Origin of the sequence: Burkholderia sp. BCC1972 (genome assembly GCF_905339605.1) — a bacterium.
GTDB lineage: Bacteria > Pseudomonadota > Gammaproteobacteria > Burkholderiales > Burkholderiaceae > Burkholderia.
On the sequence record NZ_CAJPGH010000005.1, the window covers coordinates 63,152 to 82,327 of the forward strand.

Here is a 19,176-nt window from a genome sequence, read left to right on the forward strand (position 1 = left end):
CTCAGAGATCGGGGTAGAGCCTGCCGCGGTTGAAGATGCGCGCGGGATCGAACGCGCTCTTCAGTCCGCGGTGGATTTTCATCATCGGGGTGGGAAGCGGCGTGAACACGCCCGCGCTGCGGTCGTACGCGTCACCTGCACGGAAAAGCGTCGCGTGGCCGCCGGCCTGCTTCGCGCTCATGCGCACGGTCTGCGCGTCGGCGTCGGTGATCCACCAGCGTTGCGCACCGCCCCATTCCATCAGCTGGGTGCCGGGCAGGTGCATCGGTTCGGTGATCGACGGCAGCGACAGGCGCCACAGCGCATAGCCGGGCGGGATGCCGTTGAAGAACGGGTCGGTATGCTCGCGCAGGCCGGCCCAGAAGCGCTCGGCTTCGACCGCATCGACGACTTCGCCGCCGAGCAGCGTCTTCGCGGATTTCACGGCCGCTTCGGCGCCCGACAGGCGCAGCACGAGCGTGCCGTTGCGCCAGGCGCTTGCGCTGACGGGCAGCGGATGGCCGCCCCATTCGTTAAGCTTGCGCACCGCGTCGGTCGCGGTCATCTCGAACTTCAGCGTGACCTCGGCGACGGGCATGGGCAGCACCTTGATCGACAGGTCGAGCATCAGCCCGAGCGTGCCGAGCGCGCCGGCCATCAGCCGCGATACGTCGTAACCGGCGACGTTCTTCACGACCTGCCCGCCGAAGCGCAGCATGTCGCCGCGGCCGTTCATCAGCGTCACGCCGAGCACGAAATCGCGCGGGGCGCCGCAGGCGGCGCGGCGCGGGCCCGCGAGGCCGGCCGCGATGCAGCCGCCGACGGTGGCCGCGCGGCCGAAGTGCGGCGGCTCGAACGGCAGCATCTGGCCGCACTCGGCGAGGACGGTTTCAAGCTGCGCGAGCGGCGTGCCCGCGCGGACCGTGACGACGAGTTCCGCCGGGTCGTACGACACGACGCCCTGGAACGCCCGCGTGTCCAGTATTTCGCCCTCGAGCGCCTGGCCGTACCAGTCCTTGGTGCCGCCGCCGCGAATTCGCAGCGGCCGGCCGTCGGCACTGGCCGCGCGTATGCGCTCGGCCCATCCGGCGACGATGTCGTCCTCTTCCATGTTCGGTTGCTGCCTCGGCTTGTTGTTCGGTCGATTGTACCGGGGTGGCGCGATTCCACATCGCGACTATCCCTAAGCCCCGTATTGCAGATCGCATGCCCGCGTCGCCGCGCGAACGGGTCGCGCGCGCACGGCCGACCGCCACGGCCCGGCCGCGGGCACGGAGCGCCGCCCGCGCGCGCCGCTCAGAAGCGCGGCAGGTCGGGGTGCGGCAGCAGCCCGCCGCGCACGTGCTGGCGACCGTACTCGGCGCAGCGCGCGCGAGTCGGGATGCCCTTGTCCGGGTTCAGCAGGCCGGCCGGATCGAAGGCACGCTTGACCGCGAAGAACGCGTCGCGCTCCTGCGGCGAGAACTGGACGCACATCGAATTGAGCTTCTCGATGCCGACGCCGTGCTCGCCCGTCACGCTGCCGCCGAATTCCACGCAGCATTCGAGGATTTCCGCGCCGAACTGCTCGGCGCGGTGCAGCTCGTCCGGATCGTTCGCGTTGTACAGGATCAGCGGATGCATGTTGCCGTCGCCCGCATGGAACACGTTGATGCAGCGCAGCCCGTAGCGCGTCTCGAGCTGTTCGATGCGCGCGAGCAGCGGGCCGATCGCGCGGCGCGGCACGGTGCCGTCCATGCAGTAATAATCCGCGGAAATGCGGCCGGCGGCCGGGAACGCATTCTTGCGGCCCGACCAGTAGCGCAGCCGCTCCTGTTCGTTGCGCGACACCTGGATGCGCGTCGCGCCGTGTTCGCGCAGCACGGCCGTCATCCGCACGATCTCCTCGGCGACTTCTTCCGGCGTGCCGTCCGATTCGCACAGCAGGATCGCCTTCGCGTCGAGGTCGTAGCCCGCGTGCGTGAACGCCTCGACCGCCTGGGTGGCCGGCTTGTCCATCATCTCGAGCCCGGCCGGGATGATGCCCGACGCGATGATCGCCGCGACGGCCTCGCCGCCCTTGACGACGTCGTCGAAGCTCGCCATCACGAGCTGCGCGGTCTGCGGCTTCGGGATCAGGCGTACCGTCACCTCGGTGACGATCGCGAACATCCCTTCGCTGCCGATCATCACCGCGAGCAGGTCGAGGCCCGGCACGTCGAGCGCGAGCGAGCCGAATTCGACGATCTCGCCGTCGATCGTCACCGCGCGCACGCGCATCACGTTGTGCACGGTCAGCCCGTATTTCAGGCAATGGACGCCGCCGGAGTTTTCCGCGACGTTGCCGCCGATCGTGCACGCGATCTGAGACGACGGATCGGGCGCGTAATACAGGCCGTACGGCGCGGCGGCTTCCGAGATCGCGAGATTGCGCACGCCGGGCTGCACGGTTGCCGTGCGCGCGTACGGGTCGACTTCGACGATGCGCGTGAAGCGCGCGAGCGACAGCACGACGCCGAGCGCGATCGGCAGCGCGCCGCCCGACAGGCTCGTGCCGGCGCCGCGCGGCACGATCGGCACTTCCATGCGGCGGCAGATCTGCACGATCCGCTGCACCTGCGATTCGGTTTCCGGCAGCGCGACCGCGAGCGGCAGGCGGCGGTACGCGGACAGGCCGTCGCATTCGTACGGCGCGGTGTCTTCGTCGCGGTACAGCAGGCAGTGCGTCGGCAGCACGGCCATCAGCGCCTGCACGACTTCGCGCTGGCGCTGCGCGCGCGCCGCGCTCGACAGTTCGACGGGAGCGTTCATGGGATCTCCTGCGTGGGGCGCGAGCTCGCGCCGCCGGATCAGCACGTAAAAATCTTGCCCGGATTCATCAGGTTGCGCGGATCGAGCGCGAGCTTGATCGCGCGCATCGTGTCGATCGCGTTGTCGCCGTGCTCCTTCGGCAGGAAGCGCATCTTGTGCAGCCCGACACCGTGCTCGCCCGTGCAGGTGCCACCCAGCCGCAGCGCGCGCGCGACGATCCGGTCGTTGATGTGCTCGGCTTCGGCGAGCTCCTCGGGCTTGTCGGGGTCGATCAGGATCGCGACGTGGAAATTGCCGTCGCCGACATGACCGACGATCGGGCAGGGCAGCGACGATGCGCGCAGGTCGACCTCGGTTTCCTCGACGCACGCGGCGAGCTGCGAGATCGGCACGCACACGTCGGTCGTCACCGCACGGCAGCCCGGCTTCAGCTGCAGCATCGCGAAGTACGCGTTGTGGCGCGCGGCCCAGAGCCGCGTACGGTCCTCGGGGCGCGTCGCCCATTCGAAGCCCTGGCCGTTGTTCTGGCCGGCCAGTGCCTGCACGAGTTCGGCCTGTTCCTTCACGCCGGCGTCGGTGCCGTGGAATTCGAAGAACAGCGTCGGCGCTTCGGTGAGCGTCAGGTTCGAATGGCGGTTGATCGAGCGCACCGCGAGCGCATCGACGAATTCGACGCGCGCGATCGGCACGCCGATCTGGATCGTCTCGATCACCGTGCGGACCGCGTCGCCCATCGTCGGGAACGTGCAGGTCGCGGCCGACACGGCTTCGGGCAGCGGGTGCAGGCGCAGCGTGATCTCGGTGATCACGCCGAGCGTGCCTTCGGAGCCGACGAACAGGCGCGTGAGGTCGTAGCCGGCCGACGACTTGCGCGCGCGCGAGCCGGTTTTCACGATGCGGCCGTCGGCGAGCACCGCGGTCAGGCCGAGCACGTTCTCGCGCATCGTGCCGTAGCGCACGGCGTTGGTGCCCGATGCGCGCGTCGCGCTCATCCCGCCGATGCTGGCGTCGGCGCCCGGATCGATCGGGAAGAACAGGCCGGTGTCGCGCAGCGCTTCGTTGAGCGCCTTGCGCGTGATGCCCGGCTCGACCGTCACGGTCAGGTCTTCGGCGTTGATCGACAGCACGCGGTTCATTTCCGACAGGTCGAGCGACACGCCGCCGCGCACCGCGAGCAGGTGGCCTTCGAGCGACGAGCCCGCGCCGTACGGGATCAGCGGTACGCTGTAGAGCGAGCACAGCGACACGACTTCGCGCACGTCGTCGGTGCTGTGCGCGAACACGACGGCGTCGGGCAGTTGCGGATCGAAAGGCGATTCGTCACGGCCGTGGTGCGCGCGGACCGCGTCGGCGGTCGACACGCGCTCGCCGAAGGCGGCGCGCAGCGCATCGAGCATGGCGGGAGGCAGCGGACGGCGCGTGGTGGCCGGCGGGGCAGGGTGATTCACGAATGTCTCCTGGCGGCTTGTCGAACTTTCGGTCCATTCTACGCTGTAACGTCCGCTGCGCCCGCCGCCGCGGGCTGCGATAATCGCGTTCCAGCCAACCGGGCCGCATCACGGCCGCGCACGAGAGGACATCCGCATGGGCAACCGCTTGAGCAAGATCGCCACGCGCACCGGCGACGACGGCACCACCGGCCTCGGCGACGGACGGCGCATCGGCAAGGACGACGAGCGGATCGCGGCGATCGGCGACGTCGACGAACTGAATTCGAACCTCGGCGTGCTGCTCGCCGAGACGCTGCCGGACGACGTGCGCACGGCGCTCGTCACGATCCAGCACGACCTGTTCGATCTCGGCGGCGAGCTGTGCATTCCCGGCCACACGGTACTCGACGACACGCATCTCGCACGCCTCGACCGGTGGCTCGCCGACTACAACGCGACGCTGCCGCCGCTGAAGGAATTCATCCTGCCGGCCGGCTCGCGCGCGGCGTCGCTCGCGCACGTGTGCCGGACGGTGTGCCGTCGTGCCGAGCGCTCGATCGTCGCGCTCGGGCGCCACGACACGCTCAACGATGCGCCGCGGCGCTACGTGAACCGGCTGTCCGACCTGCTGTTCGTGCTGGCGCGCGTGCTGAACCGCGCCGACGGCGGAGCGGACGTGCTGTGGGAGCGCGGCCGCGTTCGGTAGCCCGTCGCAGCACGTTTGCGCACTGCGACAATTTGCCCGGGTGATGCTGATTTTTTAAACATGTATTGTGTGTGCATGTTTAACGGAGAACGAACATGACCCCCATCACCGCTGACCAGATGGCTCGCGTGAAGGCCACTGCCCCTGTCCTCGCCGTTCATGGCGCGACGATCACGAAGCACTTCTACCAGCGCATGTTCGCGCGCCATCCGGAACTGAAGAACCTGTTCAACCAGACGCACCAGAAGACCGGCAGCCAGCCGGAGACGCTCGCGAAGGCCGTCTATGCGTACGCGGCGAACATCGACAATCTCGGTGCACTGGGCGGGGCCGTGTCGCACATCGCGCACAAGCACGCGAGCCTGAACATCCGTCCCGAGCATTACCCGATCGTCGGCGAGAACCTGCTCGCATCGATCGTCGAAGTGCTCGGCGACGCGGTCGACGCCGACACGCTCGAGGCATGGCGCGTCGCATACGGCCAGCTCGCGCACATCCTGATCGGCGCCGAGGCCGACCTGTACGCAGGCGCCGCGTGGAGCGGCTTCCGCCCGTTCAAGGTCGCACGCAAGGTGCGCGAGAGCGGCGAGATCACGTCGTTCTACCTGACCCCCGCCGACGGCGGCGCGGCGCCGACCTTCGAGCCGGGCCAGTACATCACGGTAAAGCGCTTCGTCGGCGATCTCGGCGTCGACCAGCCGCGCCAGTACAGCCTGTCCGATGCACCGCACGGCAAGTGGCTGCGCATCTCGGTGAAGCGCGAGGCCGGCCAGCCGGAGGCGATCCCGGCCGGCAAGGTGTCGACGCTGATGCACGACGGCGTGGAAGAGGGCGCGATCGTCGAGGTGACCGCGCCGATGGGCGAATTCTCGCTGAAGCGCGGCGTCGAGACGCCGGTCGTGCTGATCTCCGGCGGGGTCGGCCTGACGCCGATGGTGTCGATGGCGTCGACGTTGGCCGGCGAAGGCAGCCCGCGTGCAGTGCGGTTCGTCCATGCATGCCGTTCGGGCGCGGTGCACGCGTTCCGCGACTGGCTGAACGATATCGTCGGCGGGCATGCGAACGTCAAGCGCACGGTGCTGTACGAACTCGTCGGCCCGAACGATCGCGCCGGCATCGACCACGACCTCGAAGGGCGCCTCACGCCGGAACGCGTGCAGCAGTACGCGCTGGTGCCGGACGCCGATTACTACATCTGCGGCCCGATCGCGTTCATGAAGGCGCAGCGCGACGCGCTGGTCGCGCTCGGCGTCGCGCCGGAGCGCATCCATACCGAGATCTTCGGTTCAGGCGCGCTCGAATGAGGTGCCGACCGGCAATCGGCAGTCGATGAAAAAGCCCGGCGCGAGCCGGGCTGTTTCGTTGCGCCGCAGGCAGACGATCAGTTGCCGCTGCCGCGCGCGACGCGGCGTGCCTTGACCGATTCCGCGAGGCCTTCGAGCACCTTCACGCTGTCGTCCCACGCGATGCACGCGTCGGTGATGCTCTGGCCGTAGGTCAGCGCGCAGCCTTCCTTCAGGTCCTGGCGGCCCTCGACGAGGTGCGACTCGATCATCACGCCGACGATGCGCTCGTCGCCGGCCGCGATCTGGCGGCCGATGTCCGCGCAGACGGGGATCTGGTTCTCGTGCTTCTTCGAGCTGTTCGCGTGGCTCGCGTCGATCATCAGGCGCGCGGCGAGGCCGGCCTTGCCGATGTCCGCGCAGGCGGCATTCACGCTGTCCGCGTCGTAGTTCGGCGTCTTGCCGCCGCGCAGGATCACGTGGCAGTCCTCGTTGCCGGCCGTCGACACGATCGCCGAGTGGCCGCCCTTCGTCACCGACAGGAAATGGTGCGGCTGCGATGCGGCCTTGATCGCGTCGACCGCGATCTTCACGTTGCCGTCGGTGCCGTTCTTGAAGCCGACCGGGCACGACAGCCCCGACGCGAGCTCGCGGTGCACCTGCGACTCGGTCGTCCGCGCGCCGATCGCGCCCCACGAGATCAGGTCGGCGATGTATTGCGGGCTGATCATGTCGAGGTATTCGGTCGCGGCCGGCAGCCCCATTTCGTTGATCTGCAGCAGCAGCTCGCGCGCGGTGCGCAGCCCTTCGTTGATCTTGAAGCTGTTGTCGAGGTGCGGATCGTTGATGAGGCCCTTCCAGCCGACCGTCGTGCGCGGCTTCTCGAAGTACACGCGCATCACGATTTCCAGTTCGCCCTTGAAGCGCTCGCGCTCCTTCACGAGCCGGCCCGCATACTCGATCGCCGCCTTCGTGTCATGGATCGAGCACGGCCCGATGACGACGATCAGCCGGTCGTCCATCCCGTGCAGGATGCGGTGCATCGACTGGCGCGAGTTGTAGATCAGCTCGGACGCGGCTTCGGAGCACGCGAATTCGCGGATCAGGTGGGCGGGCGGCGTCAGTTCCTTGAGTTCGCGAATGCGGACGTCGTCGGTATTGTGCGGGGGCATGCTGTTTCTCCTTGGTTCCGGGCGCCGTTCGATCAGTGGGTGGCGTGCGGCAGATTCATCAATTCAAGCGATTCAGTGGTTTCGGTCGGGGCCGCGGGACCGCTGCGGCGGCAACCGGGTGGCGAAGGGCGAAAAAAAACCGCCGGGTTCGCCGGCGGTTTTTTCGGGAATTTCGGTTGCGCTTTACGCGCCATCAACCCTCTCGATCCGCCAGCGGTCTGAGATACCAAAAAAAGTAAAAGTAAAACTTGGCGGACATGACGGAGATTCGGTTCGTCAAAAAAGTTGATTCGGAATTTATACCCGGTCCCCGCGCGGCTGGCAACCGGGGGCGTTCAAAAATGCGGACAATCCGCGCGTTTTCTTCAAAATGCGCGGATTGTCTGCGCCGCGATGCGGTTATGCCGTACCGCCGACCGTCATCTTGTCGATCCGCAGGGTCGGCTGGCCGACGCCGACCGGCACGCTCTGGCCTTCCTTGCCGCACACGCCGACGCCCGTGTCGAGCGACATGTCGTTGCCGATCATGCTCACGTATTTCAGCGATTCGGGGCCGCTGCCGATCAGCGTTGCGCCCTTCACCGGGTAGGTGATCTTGCCGTTCTCGATCATGTACGCCTCGGACGCCGAGAACACGAACTTGCCGTTCGTGATGTCGACCTGGCCGCCGCCGAAGTTCACCGCGTACAGGCCGTTCTTCACCGATGCGATGATTTCCTGCGGATCCTTGTCGCCGTTCAGCATGTACGTGTTCGTCATGCGCGGCATCGGCAGCGCCGCGTACGACTCGCGCCGCGCGTTGCCCGTGACCGGCATCTTCATCAGGCGCGCGTTCAGCGTGTCCTGGATGTAGCCCTTCAGGATGCCGTCCTCGATCAGCGTCGTGCACTGCGTCGGGTTGCCTTCGTCGTCGATGTTCAGCGAGCCGCGGCGGTTCGGCAGCGTACCGTCGTCGACCACCGTCACGCCCTTGGCCGCAACCTGCTCGCCGATCCGGCCCGCGAACGCGGACGAGCCCTTGCGGTTGAAGTCGCCTTCGAGGCCGTGGCCGATCGCCTCGTGCAGCAGCACGCCCGGCCAGCCCGGCCCGAGCACGACCGTCATCGCGCCGGCCGGCGCGGGGCGCGCGTCGAGGTTGACGAGCGCCGCGTGCACGGCGTCGTCGACGTAGCGCGACAGCACGTCGTCGGTGAAGTAGCCGTAGTCGAAGCGGCCGCCGCCGCCGCCGGAGCCGATCTCGCGGCGGCCGTTCTGCTCGGCGATCACCGTGACCGACACGCGCACGAGCGGGCGGATGTCGGCCGCGAGCGCGCCGTCGCTGCGGGCGACCAGCACGACGTCGTATTCGCCGGCGAGGCCGGCCATCACCTGCGTGATGCGCGGGTCGCGCCCGCGCGCCATCTGCTCGATGCGCTCGAGCAGCTTGACCTTGGCCGTCGCGTCGAGCGACGCGAGCGGGTCGGACGGCAGGTACAGGTCGCGGCCCGAGATGCCCTTCAGCGACGTCGCGGCCTTGATCTTCTGGCGGCCGCCGCCGGCTGCCGCGATCGCCTTGGTGGCCGCGGCGGCTTGCGCGATCGCTTCCGGCGACAGGTCGTCCGAGTACGCGAACGCGGTGCGGTCGCCCGCGACCGCGCGCACGCCGACGCCCTGGTCGATGCTGAAGCTGCCCGATTTCACGATGCCTTCCTCGAGGCTCCACGCTTCGCTGCGGGTCGCCTGGAAGTACAGGTCCGCGTAGTCGACGCGGTGCGTGAAGATGTCGGCGATCGTGCGCGTGAGCAGGCTTTCGTCGAGGCCGTACGGCGTGAGCAGGATGTCCTTCGCCAGCGCGAGGTTGCGGATGCCGGGTTCGATGATGTTCATGCGGATATCGGGGTTTCTCAAAAAGTTGTCGGGTGCTGCTGGGCAGATGGGTTGGCCGCGCGGCGTTTCAAGCGGCGCGGCGGATTCAGGTCAGGACGCGGTGCCGCCACGCGGGCAGGCTCTGGCGCACGTCGGCCATGCGTTGCGGATCGATCGCGCCGAGCACGACGCTGGCGCCCACGTCGCGGACCGCGACGATCTCGCCCCACGGATCGATCAGCATGCTGTGGCCCCAGGTGCGCCGGCCGTTCTCGTGCTTGCCGCCCTGCGCGGCCGCGAGCACGTAGCACTGGTTCTCGACGGCCCGCGCGCGCAGCAGCGTTTCCCAGTGTGCGCGGCCCGTCGTATACGTAAACGCCGACGGGACGACGATCAGCGCGCAGTCGCCCATCCGGCGATACAGCTCCGGAAAGCGAAGATCGTAACAGACCGACAGGCCGACCCGCCCGAACGGCGCGTCGAACGCGACGACCGTATCGCCCGCGCGGATCGTGCGCGCCTCGTCGAACGATTCGTCGCCTTTCTCGAAGTTGAACAGGTGGATCTTGTCGTAGCGCGCGGCCTCGTTGCCGGACGGGTCGAACACGAGCGTCGTGTTCAGCACGCGGTCGGGCTCGGGCGCCTTCAGCGGCAGCGTGCCGCCGATCACCCAGATGCCGTGGCGGCGCGCGGCGTCCGCGAGGAAGCGCTGGATCGGGCCGTCCTGGTACGGCTCGGCGAGCGCGAGCTTGTCGGTGTCGCGATGGCCCATAAAGCAGAAATACTCGGGCAGCAGCACGAGCTGTGCGCCTTCGCCGGCGGCTTCCGCGATCAGGCGGCGCGCTTCGGCGAGATTGCGTGTGACGTCCGGCGTGCTCACCATCTGCAGCGCGGCGACCCGGAAGGGTGTGGCGGAACGGGTGTGGTCGGTCATCGCGGGATCGGTTGCTTCATAAATGGGGTGCGGCCCGGCGCCGTGCACGGCTCAATGACTCTGGTTCGCTGCATCGGCCGGACCGTGATTCATCTTACCCTGATCGCCCCGCACCCGCTCGATGTGCGGGTGCGCCCACGAGCCGGTGATCGCGTAGTCGAGCGCGAACGCGTGCGACAGCGTCTCCGACAGCGCGTAGTTCGCGGCCAGCACGCCGATGCCGAGCAGCGGATTGATGACGGCCGCCCCGATCGCGGCTGCGCCCGCGCTGATTTTCGGCGCGACGTGCGCATGCAGATCCTGCGTCTCGGTGCCGAGATCGACCGCGCCGCGCACGGTGACGTTCGCGGGCCCCGTCATCATCGAGAAATCGTCGGTGCGCGCGATCCCGTTCGAGATCCGGCCGGTACCGGTGATCTTGTCGAATGGCAGCCCCTTGCCGACCACGTCGCGGAAATTCAGCGTCAGGAAGCGCGCGAGGCTCTGCAGGCTCAGCACGCCGAGGAGTTTCGCCGCACCCGGATCGACCTTCAGGATCTTCCCGTGTTCGAGATCGACCGCGACCTGGCCGCCGAGCGACGGGAAGTCGAGCGCCGTCGGGCCGCCGCGCCAGCCGACCTTGCCCGTCACCGTCCCGTGGCCGTCCGCGAGCGTGCGCGGCAGGCCGACGCGATCGAGCAGCGCGCCCGCGTTGTCGATGTCGAGCTTGAAGTCGAACACGGTGCGGCGCGGCGCGTCGTTCTCGTCGGCGCCGCGGGCGAGCGCGCGGCGCGACGTGCGCCAGTTGCCGGTTGCCGTCAGCTTCGCGGCCGGGTTCGACAGTTCCAGCTTGTCGAGCTGCCATACGGGCGTGCCGTCTTCGTCGATGTTGCGCGCGTTGACGACGAGGCGGCCGATGTCGTGGTTGCGCTCGACGACCTGGTCGACGATCAGGTCGATCGACGGCATCGGGCGGTCGGTCGGCGTCGGCAGGTTCATCGCACGGCCGACGAGATCGTGCTGCGCGCTGTCCGGGATCACGAGCTTCGCGAGCCGCGCGTTCAGCACGCCCGCGCCGTTGTGGCCGCCGCCGGGCGCCCACGACAGGTAGCCCGACACCTGGTTCGACGCGATGTTCGCCTGCCACAGCTCGTCGACGTGCGACGCGCCGACGATCACGTTTTCCCAGTTGCGCTTGAGCAGCTTCAGCGTGCCGAAGTGGAACGCGAAACGCTTCGGCGCGAAGCTCGCGAAATCGACGCGCGGCGCAGCCTGCTCCGGTGCGCGCGGCGTGTCGGGCTTCAGCGTGTGGGCGAGTGCGAGCCACGCGTCGGCGTCCAGTTCGTTGACGTCCACGGCCGCGCTCACGCCGTCCTGCGGCATGTCGGGCATCCGGTGGATGCCCATCGCGCCGCGCACCGCGCGCAGCGGCTGGCCGCGCGTCGCGTCGAGCAGGTAGGTGGCCGATACGGGGCCGAGGGTCAGGTCGGCATGCTCGAGGCGCTTGCCGTCCGCCTGCGGCGCCGGCTGCAGCGTGAAGCTGAACGGCATCGGCGTGCCGGCCGGTTTCGCGAACGGCGCGGGGAAGTTCAGTGCCACGCCGGTCAGGTCGGAATGCGCGCTGATGTCGGGCAGGCGGCCCGGCGCGCCGCGCACAGCGATCTTGTACGGCGCGTCGCCGACCACGTGTTCGAGCAGCGCGGCCGCCGGGCCGTGCAGGTTCAGGCCGCGCGCGGCGTCGAGCGCGAGCCGGCCGTCGACGTCCACCGTGTACGGGCCGTGCGACTGGAAGTTGCCGTTCGCGCGCACGGGGCCGCCGAGGAAGCGCGCCGACAGGTCGTGCAGCGACGCGCCGGCCTCGGTGAAGCGGACGCTGCCGCGCAGCGCCGACAGCGGCGGCACGCCGCTGGTCGTCAGCGTGTTGCCGCCGAATGCGAGCGCGCCTTCGACGTGCGTGTGCGGATGCGCGACGTGCTGTGGAATCGTGATCTTGAGCGCGAGCGACGCGGGCCCCTGCGCGTCGATCCGCTGGCCGATGTGGCCGCTCATCGTGCCGAGCGAACTGTTGTCCGCGTAGTCGACCAGGTCGGCGAGCGGGCCCTGCGCATGGCCGTCGATGACGAGCGGCGAATGCGACGGATTGCCGAGATCGTCGATGCGCCCCGTGACCTTCGTCAGCGCGACGCGCTTGTAGTGCGCGCGGTGGATGTCGAAGTGCAGTTTGTTCTGCGCGAGCTCGAACACGCCGTCGATCCCGTCGAGCGCCGGCCAGACGCTCGGCGTGCCGTTCGCGAGCTTGCGCGGCGGGTAGGGCGTCGGCTCGAAGCGGCCGCCGGTGAACGGCGCGACGATGTGGAACACGCCGGCGTCCGGCTCGTGTTCGAACGGGAATTTCTCGAGTGGGCCGCGCGCGACGATCGACGCGCCCTTGCTCACCGTGCCGTCCTGCAGTGCGTGGCCGAGATAGTCGCGCAGGTGTTCGGACATCCCGGTCGGCAGGTAGCGCGGAATGCGCGCGACCGATGCGCGTGCGAAATCGGCGCGCAGGTCGAGCGAGCCGCGGCCGTGGCCGGGGTTCGTGTACGAGCCCGACACCGCGATTTCGGCATCGGGGTTCGACACGAGCAGGTCGGGCAGCGATACGTCGACGCGCGCGTGCTTGTCGCCGGGCTGGGGCGTGATCGTCCATTTCGCATTGCCGCGCAGCCGGTCGAACGTCAGGCGCGGCTCGTCGAACTCGCCGGGCACGGTGACCGCCGCGTTGACCGTGTCGAAATGCGCGGTGCCGCCCGTTTCGTTCGCGTCGACGCGGCCCCACAGGTTCTCGATGCCCGGCCAGCCGGCGCGCGGGTGGCCGCGCGGCGAGAGCCCGGGCGGCGGCTCCTGGGCCGCGAAGCTGATGCCCTGCAGGTCGCCGAGGAAGCGGTAGCGGACGATCGGCGCGGCGCCCATGCGCCGCTCCTCGTCGGCGAGGTCGGCCCGCGCGGGTTTCGCGCGCTCGACCTCGATGTGATAGTTCTGCACCATCCCGCGCGGGTCGATCTTGATCAGCTCGTTGCGCAGGCGCGCCGGCAGCGGCAGGCCGCGGATGAACTCGCTGAGGATGCCGAGATCGACGCGGTCGCCGACGACGCTGATCAACTGCCCCTGCGTCGCGGTCGGCACGCGGTAGCGCGCCGTCAGCGTCGACAGCGCGAGCGAACGCGCGAGCGGCGTGCCGTCCGGCAGCGGCGGCTGGCCGAGCTCCGCGTTGAAGTGCGTCAGGTGCAGCGTGTAGTCGTGACCGGCGTCGAGCACCATGTCCCAGCCGAAGCCGGCCGTCGGCACGTCGAGCCGCGGTTGCGTCGGGCGCACGCGCAGCGCGACGTCGGCGCCTTGCAGGTCGCCGCCCGCCGAGCGCAGGTGGCCGTCGCCGAAGGTCGCCCAGATCGCGTTGTCGATCCGGCCCGCGTGGATCGTCAGCGGCACGTCGAGGTAGCGCGTCAGCGTCTGCAGGTCGACCGGGCCCGTCGACAGGTATGCGTCGCCCGTCCAGTTCGACGGCTTGCCGATCGGGGCGAGCGGCTTGTGCCTGAAGCGTGCGCGGAAATCGAGCGGGCCGAGCAGCAGCGTGCCGTTCGCGGGCGCCTGCAGCGCGGCCTTGTGCACGCGGCCGTCGTTGAGCACCGCAAGCCGGATGCCCGACAGCACGAGCTCCGGCGCGTCGTGCTGCGCGTCGCGCCAGCGCAGCGTGCCGCCGCGCAGCACGATCGCTTCCTGCTTCAGCAGCCACGTGCCGAACGTGTCGTTGCCGCCGTGCGTGGTCGCGACGCCGACGCCTGCGACGCTCAGCGAGCCGTCGGCCGCGCGTGCGACGACGAGGTCGGGCTGGTCGACGATCAGGCTCGACAGCGCCGGCGACAGCCGCAGAAGCGACATCCACGACAGCGCGGCCGTCGCGTGCGGGACCGACAGCGCGACCTTGCCGTCGCGGCCGCGGATCGTCAGGTTCGTGAGTTCGACGCCCGGCTGCATGCCGGACCAGTTCGGGGAAAGCTTGCCGATCGAAAGCTGCGCGTGGAGCTTGTCGGACACCGCGCGCTCGATGCGCGGGCGGAATTCGTCGATGCGGGGCAGCAGGACGTAGCGCAGCCCGAGGAACGTGCCGGCCGCGATGAAGTAGGTGCCGATCCCGACTGCCAGCGTCACCCTGAACACGCGACGCAGGACCGGATGATCGTGCTTCGGAGGTCCCGCTTCGGGCGCAGCTACGGCGGATTCCTGACGGTCGGACATGCGGCGGACGGGCGGCGATATGGTAGTTTTGCAGATTGACGTTGAAATGTATCACACGGGTTCGTGCCGGCGGCCGTTGCGGCAGCGCGGCACGGGCTTTCCGGCGCGCGGTTTCGCGGCGGCGCACGAGCGTCCCGCGATGCCGCGCCGAGTTCATGAGGTCGGTCGGCAGCGGGGCGCGCACGGCGCCGGCCCGCGCCGGCCGGCCTTTCCGCCAGGCCCGCTTCTCGATGACCGACGCTTCCGCCCTGATCAGCACGTCCTATTCCCGATACCTCGCCCGCGCGGCTGCCGCGCGGCCCGCGCTCGCCGAGCAGGTCGCCGCATGGGCGGCCGCGCCGCTCGGTCGCGCGCAGCTCGACGCGCGTCTCACCGAATTGCTCGCGACGCCGGCCGGCGCGGCCGCGCCGACCGAGGAGCAGTTGAAGCGCGCGCTGCGGCAACTGCGCGTCGAGGCGTTCGGCGCGGTCGCGGAGCGCGATTTGCGCGGGCTGGCCGACGTCACCGAGGTGACCGGCGCGATGACCGACCTCGCCGAAGTGGCCGTGCAGCGCTCGCTCGCGCTGCTGTCGGCCGAGCTCGAGGCGATGTACGGCGAGCCGCGCGGTGCCGACGGCCAGCCCGTCGTGCTCGGCGTGGTCGGGATGGGCAAGCTCGGCGGCCGCGAGCTCAACGTGTCGTCGGACATCGACCTGATCTTCGTCTACGAAGACGACGGCGAGACGACCGGCGGCACGCGTTCGCCGCTGTCCACGCAGGAATACTTCACGCGGCTCGGCCGGCGCCTGATCGGCGTGCTGTCCGAGGTCACGGCCGACGGCTACGTGTTTCGCGTCGACATGCGGCTGCGCCCGAACGGCGATTCGGGGCCGCTCGCGTGCAGCCTCGGGATGCTCGAGGAATATTTCTACGTGCAGGGGCGCGAGTGGGAGCGCTATGCGTGGATCAAGGGGCGGCTCGTGTCGGAAAGCGACAGCGACGCCGCGCGGCGGCTTCAGTCGCAGCTCGAGTCGCTCGTCAAGCCGTTCGTCTACCGTCGCTATCTCGATTTCGGCGTGATCGGCGCGATCCGTTCGCTGCACCAGCAGATCCGGCAGGAAGCCGCACGCCGCGCGTCGATGCGGCCCGACAAGGCCGACGACATCAAGCTCGGGCGCGGCGGGATCCGCGAGATCGAGTTCAGCGCGCAGGTGTTCCAGCTGATCCGCGGCGGCCAGGATGCCGAATTCCGCGTGCGGCCGACGCTCGCGGTGCTGCGCCATGCGCAGGCGCGCGGGCTGATCGGCGAGGACGTGCGTGCGCGCCTGTCCGATGCTTACAACTTCCTGCGCACGCTCGAGCACCGGCTGCAGTACCGCAACGACGCGCAGACGCACGCGATGCCGGTCGAGCCCGACGAACGCGCGGCGCTGGCCGCGTCGCTCGGCTTTGCCGACTATGCGGCGCTGATGACGGTGCTGGACGAGCACCGGAACTTCGTCGAGGCGCAGTTCGACCAGATCTTCGCGGACAAGGTGAAGGGCGGCGGCCCTTGTACTGCCGGCGACGACACGGCCGCTGCGTGGATCTGGAGCGGCGCGCTGGCCGACGACGGCGAGGACGACGCGCTGGTCGCGCGCCTCGACGGCCTCGGTTTCGCCGATCCGGCCACCGTGCTCGCGCGGCTGCGCGCGGTCTGGCAATCGTCGCGCTATACGGGCCTGCCGGAAAAGAGCCGGCAGCGCTTCGACAGCGTCGCGCAGCGGGCGCTCGACGCCGCGCCGACGATCGATGCCGCGCGCCGCGACGACACGATCGTGCGCCTGTTCGACCTGCTCGAGACGGTCAGCCGCCGTGGCGTCTATCTCGCGCTGCTGACCGAATATCCGGCCGCGCTCGACCGCGTGCTGTCGGTGCTCGGCGCGACGCGCTGGGGCGGCGGCTACCTGATTCGCCACCCGCAGCTGCTCGACGAACTGCTCGACGACGAGGTGATCGCGAGCCCGTTCGACTGGCCCGCGTTCAAGGACGCACTGCGCGCGCGCCTCGCGGCGGCCGACGGCCCCGAGCAGCAGATGGACCTGCTGCGGCACGCGCAGCACGCGGAGGTGTTCCGGATCCTGCTGATCGACCTGGCCGGACAACTGTCGGTCGAGCATGTGAGCGACCGGCTGTCCGAGCTGGCCGACGCGGTGCTCGACGTGACCATCGAAGTCGTCTGGTCGCAGCTGGCGAAGCGCCATCGCGACGTGCCGAAGTTCGCGGTGATCGCATACGGCAAGCTGGGCGGCAAGGAACTCGGCTACGCGTCGGATCTCGACCTGATCTTCCTGTACGACGATCCCGACGAGCGATCGGCGGACGTCTACACGACCTTCACGCGGCGGCTCATCACGTGGCTCACGACCGCGACCGGTGCCGGCGCGCTGTTCGACATCGACTTGCGGCTGCGGCCGAACGGCGAGGCCGGGCTGCTCGTCACCGATCTCGATGCGTTCCGCCGCTACCAGCTGCGCGAGGGCGATGCCGCGAATACCGCGTGGGTGTGGGAGCACCAGGCGCTGACGCGCGCCCGCTACAGCGCGGGCGATGCGCAGATCGGCGACGACTTCGAGGCGATCCGCCAGCAGGTGCTGACGACGCCGCGCGACGGCGCGGTGCTCGCGAAGGAGATCGTCGACATGCGCGGCAAGGTGTTTGCCGGCCATCCGAACCAGACCGAGCTGTTCGACCTGAAGCACGATCGCGGCGGGATGGTCGACATCGAGTTCATCGTCCAGTATTGGGTGCTGCTGCATGCATCGAGCGACGCCGAGCTGATCCGCAACACCGGCAATATCGCGCTGCTGCGCGAGGTCGCGCGCTTCGGGCTGATGGGGGAGGACGAAGCCGAGCGCGTCGGCGCCGCGTACCGCAAGTACCGGAAGCTGCAGCACAAGCTGCGGCTCGACGGGATGGAGAAGGCGCGCGTCGATCCGGCCGTGGTGGCCGACGAGCGGGCGGCCGTGACGGCGCTGTGGGAGCGCGTGTTCGGCGCGGTTGAAACGGGTGTTTGAATGAAGGCCGGGCGGGCGCGGTATCGATCCGCGCACCGCCCCGAGCGGTTTGTGAGCGTGCCTGGTTCGGCCGGCGCAGGCCGGCGGCGGCGTCAGGCCGCCAGCATTTCCTTCGCGTGCTTGCGCGTCGTGGCCGTGATCTCGAGCCCGCCGAGCATCCGCGCGACTTCCTCGATGCGGTTGGCGCGGTCGAGCGCGACGACCGTCGAAACCGTGCCGCCGCGATCGTCGGCGCCTTTCGCGACCTGGAAGTGATGGTCGCCGCGGGCGGCGACCTGCGGCAGGTGCGTCACGCACAGCACCTGGCGCTCTCGCCCGAGCTGGTGCAGCAGGCGGCCGACCACTTCGGCGACGCCACCGCCGATCCCCGTATCGACTTCGTCGAAGATCAGTGTGGGCGTCGGGCTTGCCGCGCTGGCAATGACCGCGAGCGCGAGGCTGATCCGCGCGAGTTCGCCGCCCGACGCGACCTTCGCGAGCGGCCGCAGCGGCACGCCCGGGTGCCCCGCGACGCGGAATTCGACCTGCTCGAGCCCGTGCGGGCCGCCGTCGGCGAGCGGGACGAGCGCGACTTCGAAGCTGCCGCCCGCCATCGACAACTCCTGCATGCCGGCGGTGACGGCCGTGCCGAGCGCCTTCGCGGCCTGCGCGCGCGCCTTGGACAGGTGCCGGGCATCGGCGAGATAGGCTTCGCGCGCCTTGGCCTGCGCCGCCTCGAGCGCGCCGAGATCGGCGGCCGCGTCGAGCGCGGCGAGCTGCGCTCGGCGCGCCGCATGTTCCTCGTGCAGCGTGTCGGGCGGCAGCCGGAACTTGCGGGCGGTCGAGTGCAGCGCATCGAGGCGCGTCTCGACCTGCGCGAGCCGCTCGGGATCGAGGTCGACGCGCTGCGCGTAGTGCGACAGCGAATAGACGGCTTCCTGCAGCTGGATCTCGGCCGGTTCGAGCGACGCGAGCGCGTCGCCGAGCGCCGTGTCGTAGTCGGCCAGGCTGCGCAGCTTCGACACGATCGCGCCGAGCTGCGCGAGCATCGCGTCGTCGGACTCGGACAGTGCGTTGAGCGCGCCGCGCACGCCTTCGATCAGGTTCGCCGAATGCGACAGCCGCTTGTGCTCGTTGCTGACTTCGTCCCATTCGCCGGGCTGCGGCGCGAGCTTGTCGAGCTCGGCGAGCTGCCACGCGAGTTTTTCGCGTTCGAGCTGCAGCTCGCGCTCGTGCGCCTTCGCGGCGTCGATCGCTTGCGTCGCGTCGCGCCACACGCGCCAGGCGCGCGCGACGTTCGCGGCATCGGCGACGAGCCCCGCGTGCGTGTCGAACAGCTCGCGCTGGGCATCGGGCCGCATCAGCAGCTGGTGCGCGTGCTGGCCGTGGATGTCGACGAGCATTTCGCCGAGTTCGCGCAGCTGCGCGAGCGTCGCGCTGGTGCCGTTGATGAACGCGCGCGAACGGCCGTTTGCGTCGATCACGCGGCGCAGCATCACGGTGTCCTCGGTGTCGAACGCGTGTTCGTCGAGCCAGCGCGCGACGCGGTCGTGCGGCGTGAATTCGGCCGTGATGTCGGCGCGGCCGCAGCCGGTGCGCACGACGCTCGCGTCGGCGCGTTCGCCGAGCGCGAGGGCGAGGGCGTCGATCAGGATCGATTTCCCGGCGCCGGTTTCGCCGGAGAAGACGGAAAAGCCGCTGTCGAATTCGAGATCGAGCGCGGCGACGATGACGAAGTCGCGGATCGAGAGGTGGCGGAGCATGGTGTC

General features: G+C 69.6%; 12 protein-coding genes. 4 read left to right on the forward strand and 8 right to left on the reverse strand.

Translation table 11 applies throughout. The features are described 5' to 3' along the window. Position 1: 1 nt before the first annotated feature. The 3 genes from glcE to U5798_RS09815 form a co-directional block, all read right to left on the reverse strand. Positions 2-1,090 (reverse strand): glycolate oxidase subunit GlcE, encoded by a 1,089-nt coding sequence (glcE, locus tag U5798_RS09805; RefSeq protein ID WP_322081918.1) that lies wholly within the window; start codon positions 1,088-1,090, stop codon positions 2-4. 185 nt (positions 1,091-1,275) lie between these two features. Further along, complete coding sequence (locus tag U5798_RS09810) at positions 1,276-2,769, reverse strand: FAD-linked oxidase C-terminal domain-containing protein (protein ID WP_124449406.1); 1,494 nt, start codon at positions 2,767-2,769, stop codon at positions 1,276-1,278. Positions 2,770-2,807: 38 nt separating this feature from the next. Continuing rightward, complete coding sequence (locus U5798_RS09815; RefSeq protein ID WP_124449403.1) at positions 2,808-4,217, reverse strand: FAD-binding oxidoreductase; 1,410 nt, start codon at positions 4,215-4,217, stop codon at positions 2,808-2,810. A gap of 136 nt (positions 4,218-4,353) precedes the next feature. Between U5798_RS09815 and U5798_RS09820 the strand changes: the two genes are divergently transcribed. Together U5798_RS09820 and hmpA are read left to right on the forward strand one after the other, a co-directional pair. Then, positions 4,354-4,905 (forward strand): cob(I)yrinic acid a,c-diamide adenosyltransferase, encoded by a 552-nt coding sequence (locus U5798_RS09820; protein WP_124449401.1) that lies wholly within the window; start codon positions 4,354-4,356, stop codon positions 4,903-4,905. Between the two features lie 95 nt (positions 4,906-5,000). Continuing rightward, complete coding sequence (gene hmpA, locus U5798_RS09825; RefSeq protein ID WP_124449399.1) at positions 5,001-6,209, forward strand: NO-inducible flavohemoprotein; 1,209 nt, start codon at positions 5,001-5,003, stop codon at positions 6,207-6,209. Between the two features lie 77 nt (positions 6,210-6,286). Here the strand turns inward: hmpA and aroG are convergent, their stop codons facing one another. After that, positions 6,287-7,360: a 3-deoxy-7-phosphoheptulonate synthase AroG gene (aroG, locus tag U5798_RS09830; RefSeq protein WP_124449397.1), complete on the reverse strand. Its 1,074-nt coding sequence runs from the start codon at positions 7,358-7,360 to the stop codon at positions 6,287-6,289. On the opposite strand from aroG, the gene U5798_RS09835 reads away from it, so the two are divergent. Further along, positions 7,359-7,649 carry a hypothetical protein gene (locus U5798_RS09835; protein ID WP_185658128.1) on the forward strand — a complete coding sequence of 97 codons (291 nt, stop codon included), beginning with the start codon at positions 7,359-7,361 and terminating at the stop codon, positions 7,647-7,649. The genes aroG and U5798_RS09835 overlap by 2 nt on opposite strands. Positions 7,650-7,759: 110 nt before the next feature. Here U5798_RS09835 and tldD read toward each other — a convergent pair whose 3' ends face one another. From tldD to U5798_RS09850, 3 genes are all read right to left on the reverse strand, one after another. Next, positions 7,760-9,226, reverse strand: coding sequence for a metalloprotease TldD (tldD, locus tag U5798_RS09840; RefSeq protein ID WP_059528967.1), 1,467 nt, complete (start codon positions 9,224-9,226; stop codon positions 7,760-7,762). Between the two features lie 85 nt (positions 9,227-9,311). Beyond that, positions 9,312-10,139 carry a carbon-nitrogen hydrolase family protein gene (locus U5798_RS09845; RefSeq protein WP_124449395.1) on the reverse strand — a complete coding sequence of 276 codons (828 nt, stop codon included), beginning with the start codon at positions 10,137-10,139 and terminating at the stop codon, positions 9,312-9,314. A gap of 51 nt (positions 10,140-10,190) precedes the next feature. Then, positions 10,191-14,393 carry a YhdP family protein gene (locus U5798_RS09850; RefSeq protein WP_322081919.1) on the reverse strand — a complete coding sequence of 1,401 codons (4,203 nt, stop codon included), beginning with the start codon at positions 14,391-14,393 and terminating at the stop codon, positions 10,191-10,193. Between the two features lie 230 nt (positions 14,394-14,623). Between U5798_RS09850 and glnE the strand changes: the two genes are divergently transcribed. Continuing rightward, on the forward strand, positions 14,624-17,428 hold the full coding sequence (glnE, locus tag U5798_RS09855; RefSeq protein WP_322081920.1) for a bifunctional [glutamate--ammonia ligase]-adenylyl-L-tyrosine phosphorylase/[glutamate--ammonia-ligase] adenylyltransferase: 2,805 nt from the start codon (positions 14,624-14,626) through the stop codon (positions 17,426-17,428). Positions 17,429-17,520: 92 nt separating this feature from the next. Here glnE and recN read toward each other — a convergent pair whose 3' ends face one another. Continuing rightward, on the reverse strand, positions 17,521-19,170 hold the full coding sequence (recN, locus tag U5798_RS09860) for a DNA repair protein RecN (protein ID WP_322081921.1): 1,650 nt from the start codon (positions 19,168-19,170) through the stop codon (positions 17,521-17,523). Positions 19,171-19,176 lie beyond the last annotated feature (6 nt).

What these genes read in the sequence shown, in the direction of transcription:
- glcE (WP_322081918.1), bottom strand. Translation starts at nt 1,090, where the DNA reads ATGGAAGAGGACGACATCGTCGCCGGATGGGCCGAGCGCATACGCGCG.
- U5798_RS09810 (WP_124449406.1), bottom strand. Translation starts at nt 2,769, where the DNA reads ATGAACGCTCCCGTCGAACTGTCGAGCGCGGCGCGCGCGCAGCGCCAG.
- U5798_RS09820 (WP_124449401.1), top strand. Translation starts at nt 4,354, where the DNA reads ATGGGCAACCGCTTGAGCAAGATCGCCACGCGCACCGGCGACGACGGC.
- hmpA (WP_124449399.1), top strand. Translation starts at nt 5,001, where the DNA reads ATGACCCCCATCACCGCTGACCAGATGGCTCGCGTGAAGGCCACTGCC.
- U5798_RS09835 (WP_185658128.1), top strand. Translation starts at nt 7,359, where the DNA reads ATGCTGTTTCTCCTTGGTTCCGGGCGCCGTTCGATCAGTGGGTGGCGT.
- aroG (WP_124449397.1), bottom strand. Translation starts at nt 7,360, where the DNA reads ATGCCCCCGCACAATACCGACGACGTCCGCATTCGCGAACTCAAGGAA.
- tldD (WP_059528967.1), bottom strand. Translation starts at nt 9,226, where the DNA reads ATGAACATCATCGAACCCGGCATCCGCAACCTCGCGCTGGCGAAGGAC.
- U5798_RS09845 (WP_124449395.1), bottom strand. Translation starts at nt 10,139, where the DNA reads ATGACCGACCACACCCGTTCCGCCACACCCTTCCGGGTCGCCGCGCTG.
- U5798_RS09850 (WP_322081919.1), bottom strand. Translation starts at nt 14,393, where the DNA reads ATGTCCGACCGTCAGGAATCCGCCGTAGCTGCGCCCGAAGCGGGACCT.
- glnE (WP_322081920.1), top strand. Translation starts at nt 14,624, where the DNA reads ATGACCGACGCTTCCGCCCTGATCAGCACGTCCTATTCCCGATACCTC.
- recN (WP_322081921.1), bottom strand. Translation starts at nt 19,170, where the DNA reads ATGCTCCGCCACCTCTCGATCCGCGACTTCGTCATCGTCGCCGCGCTC.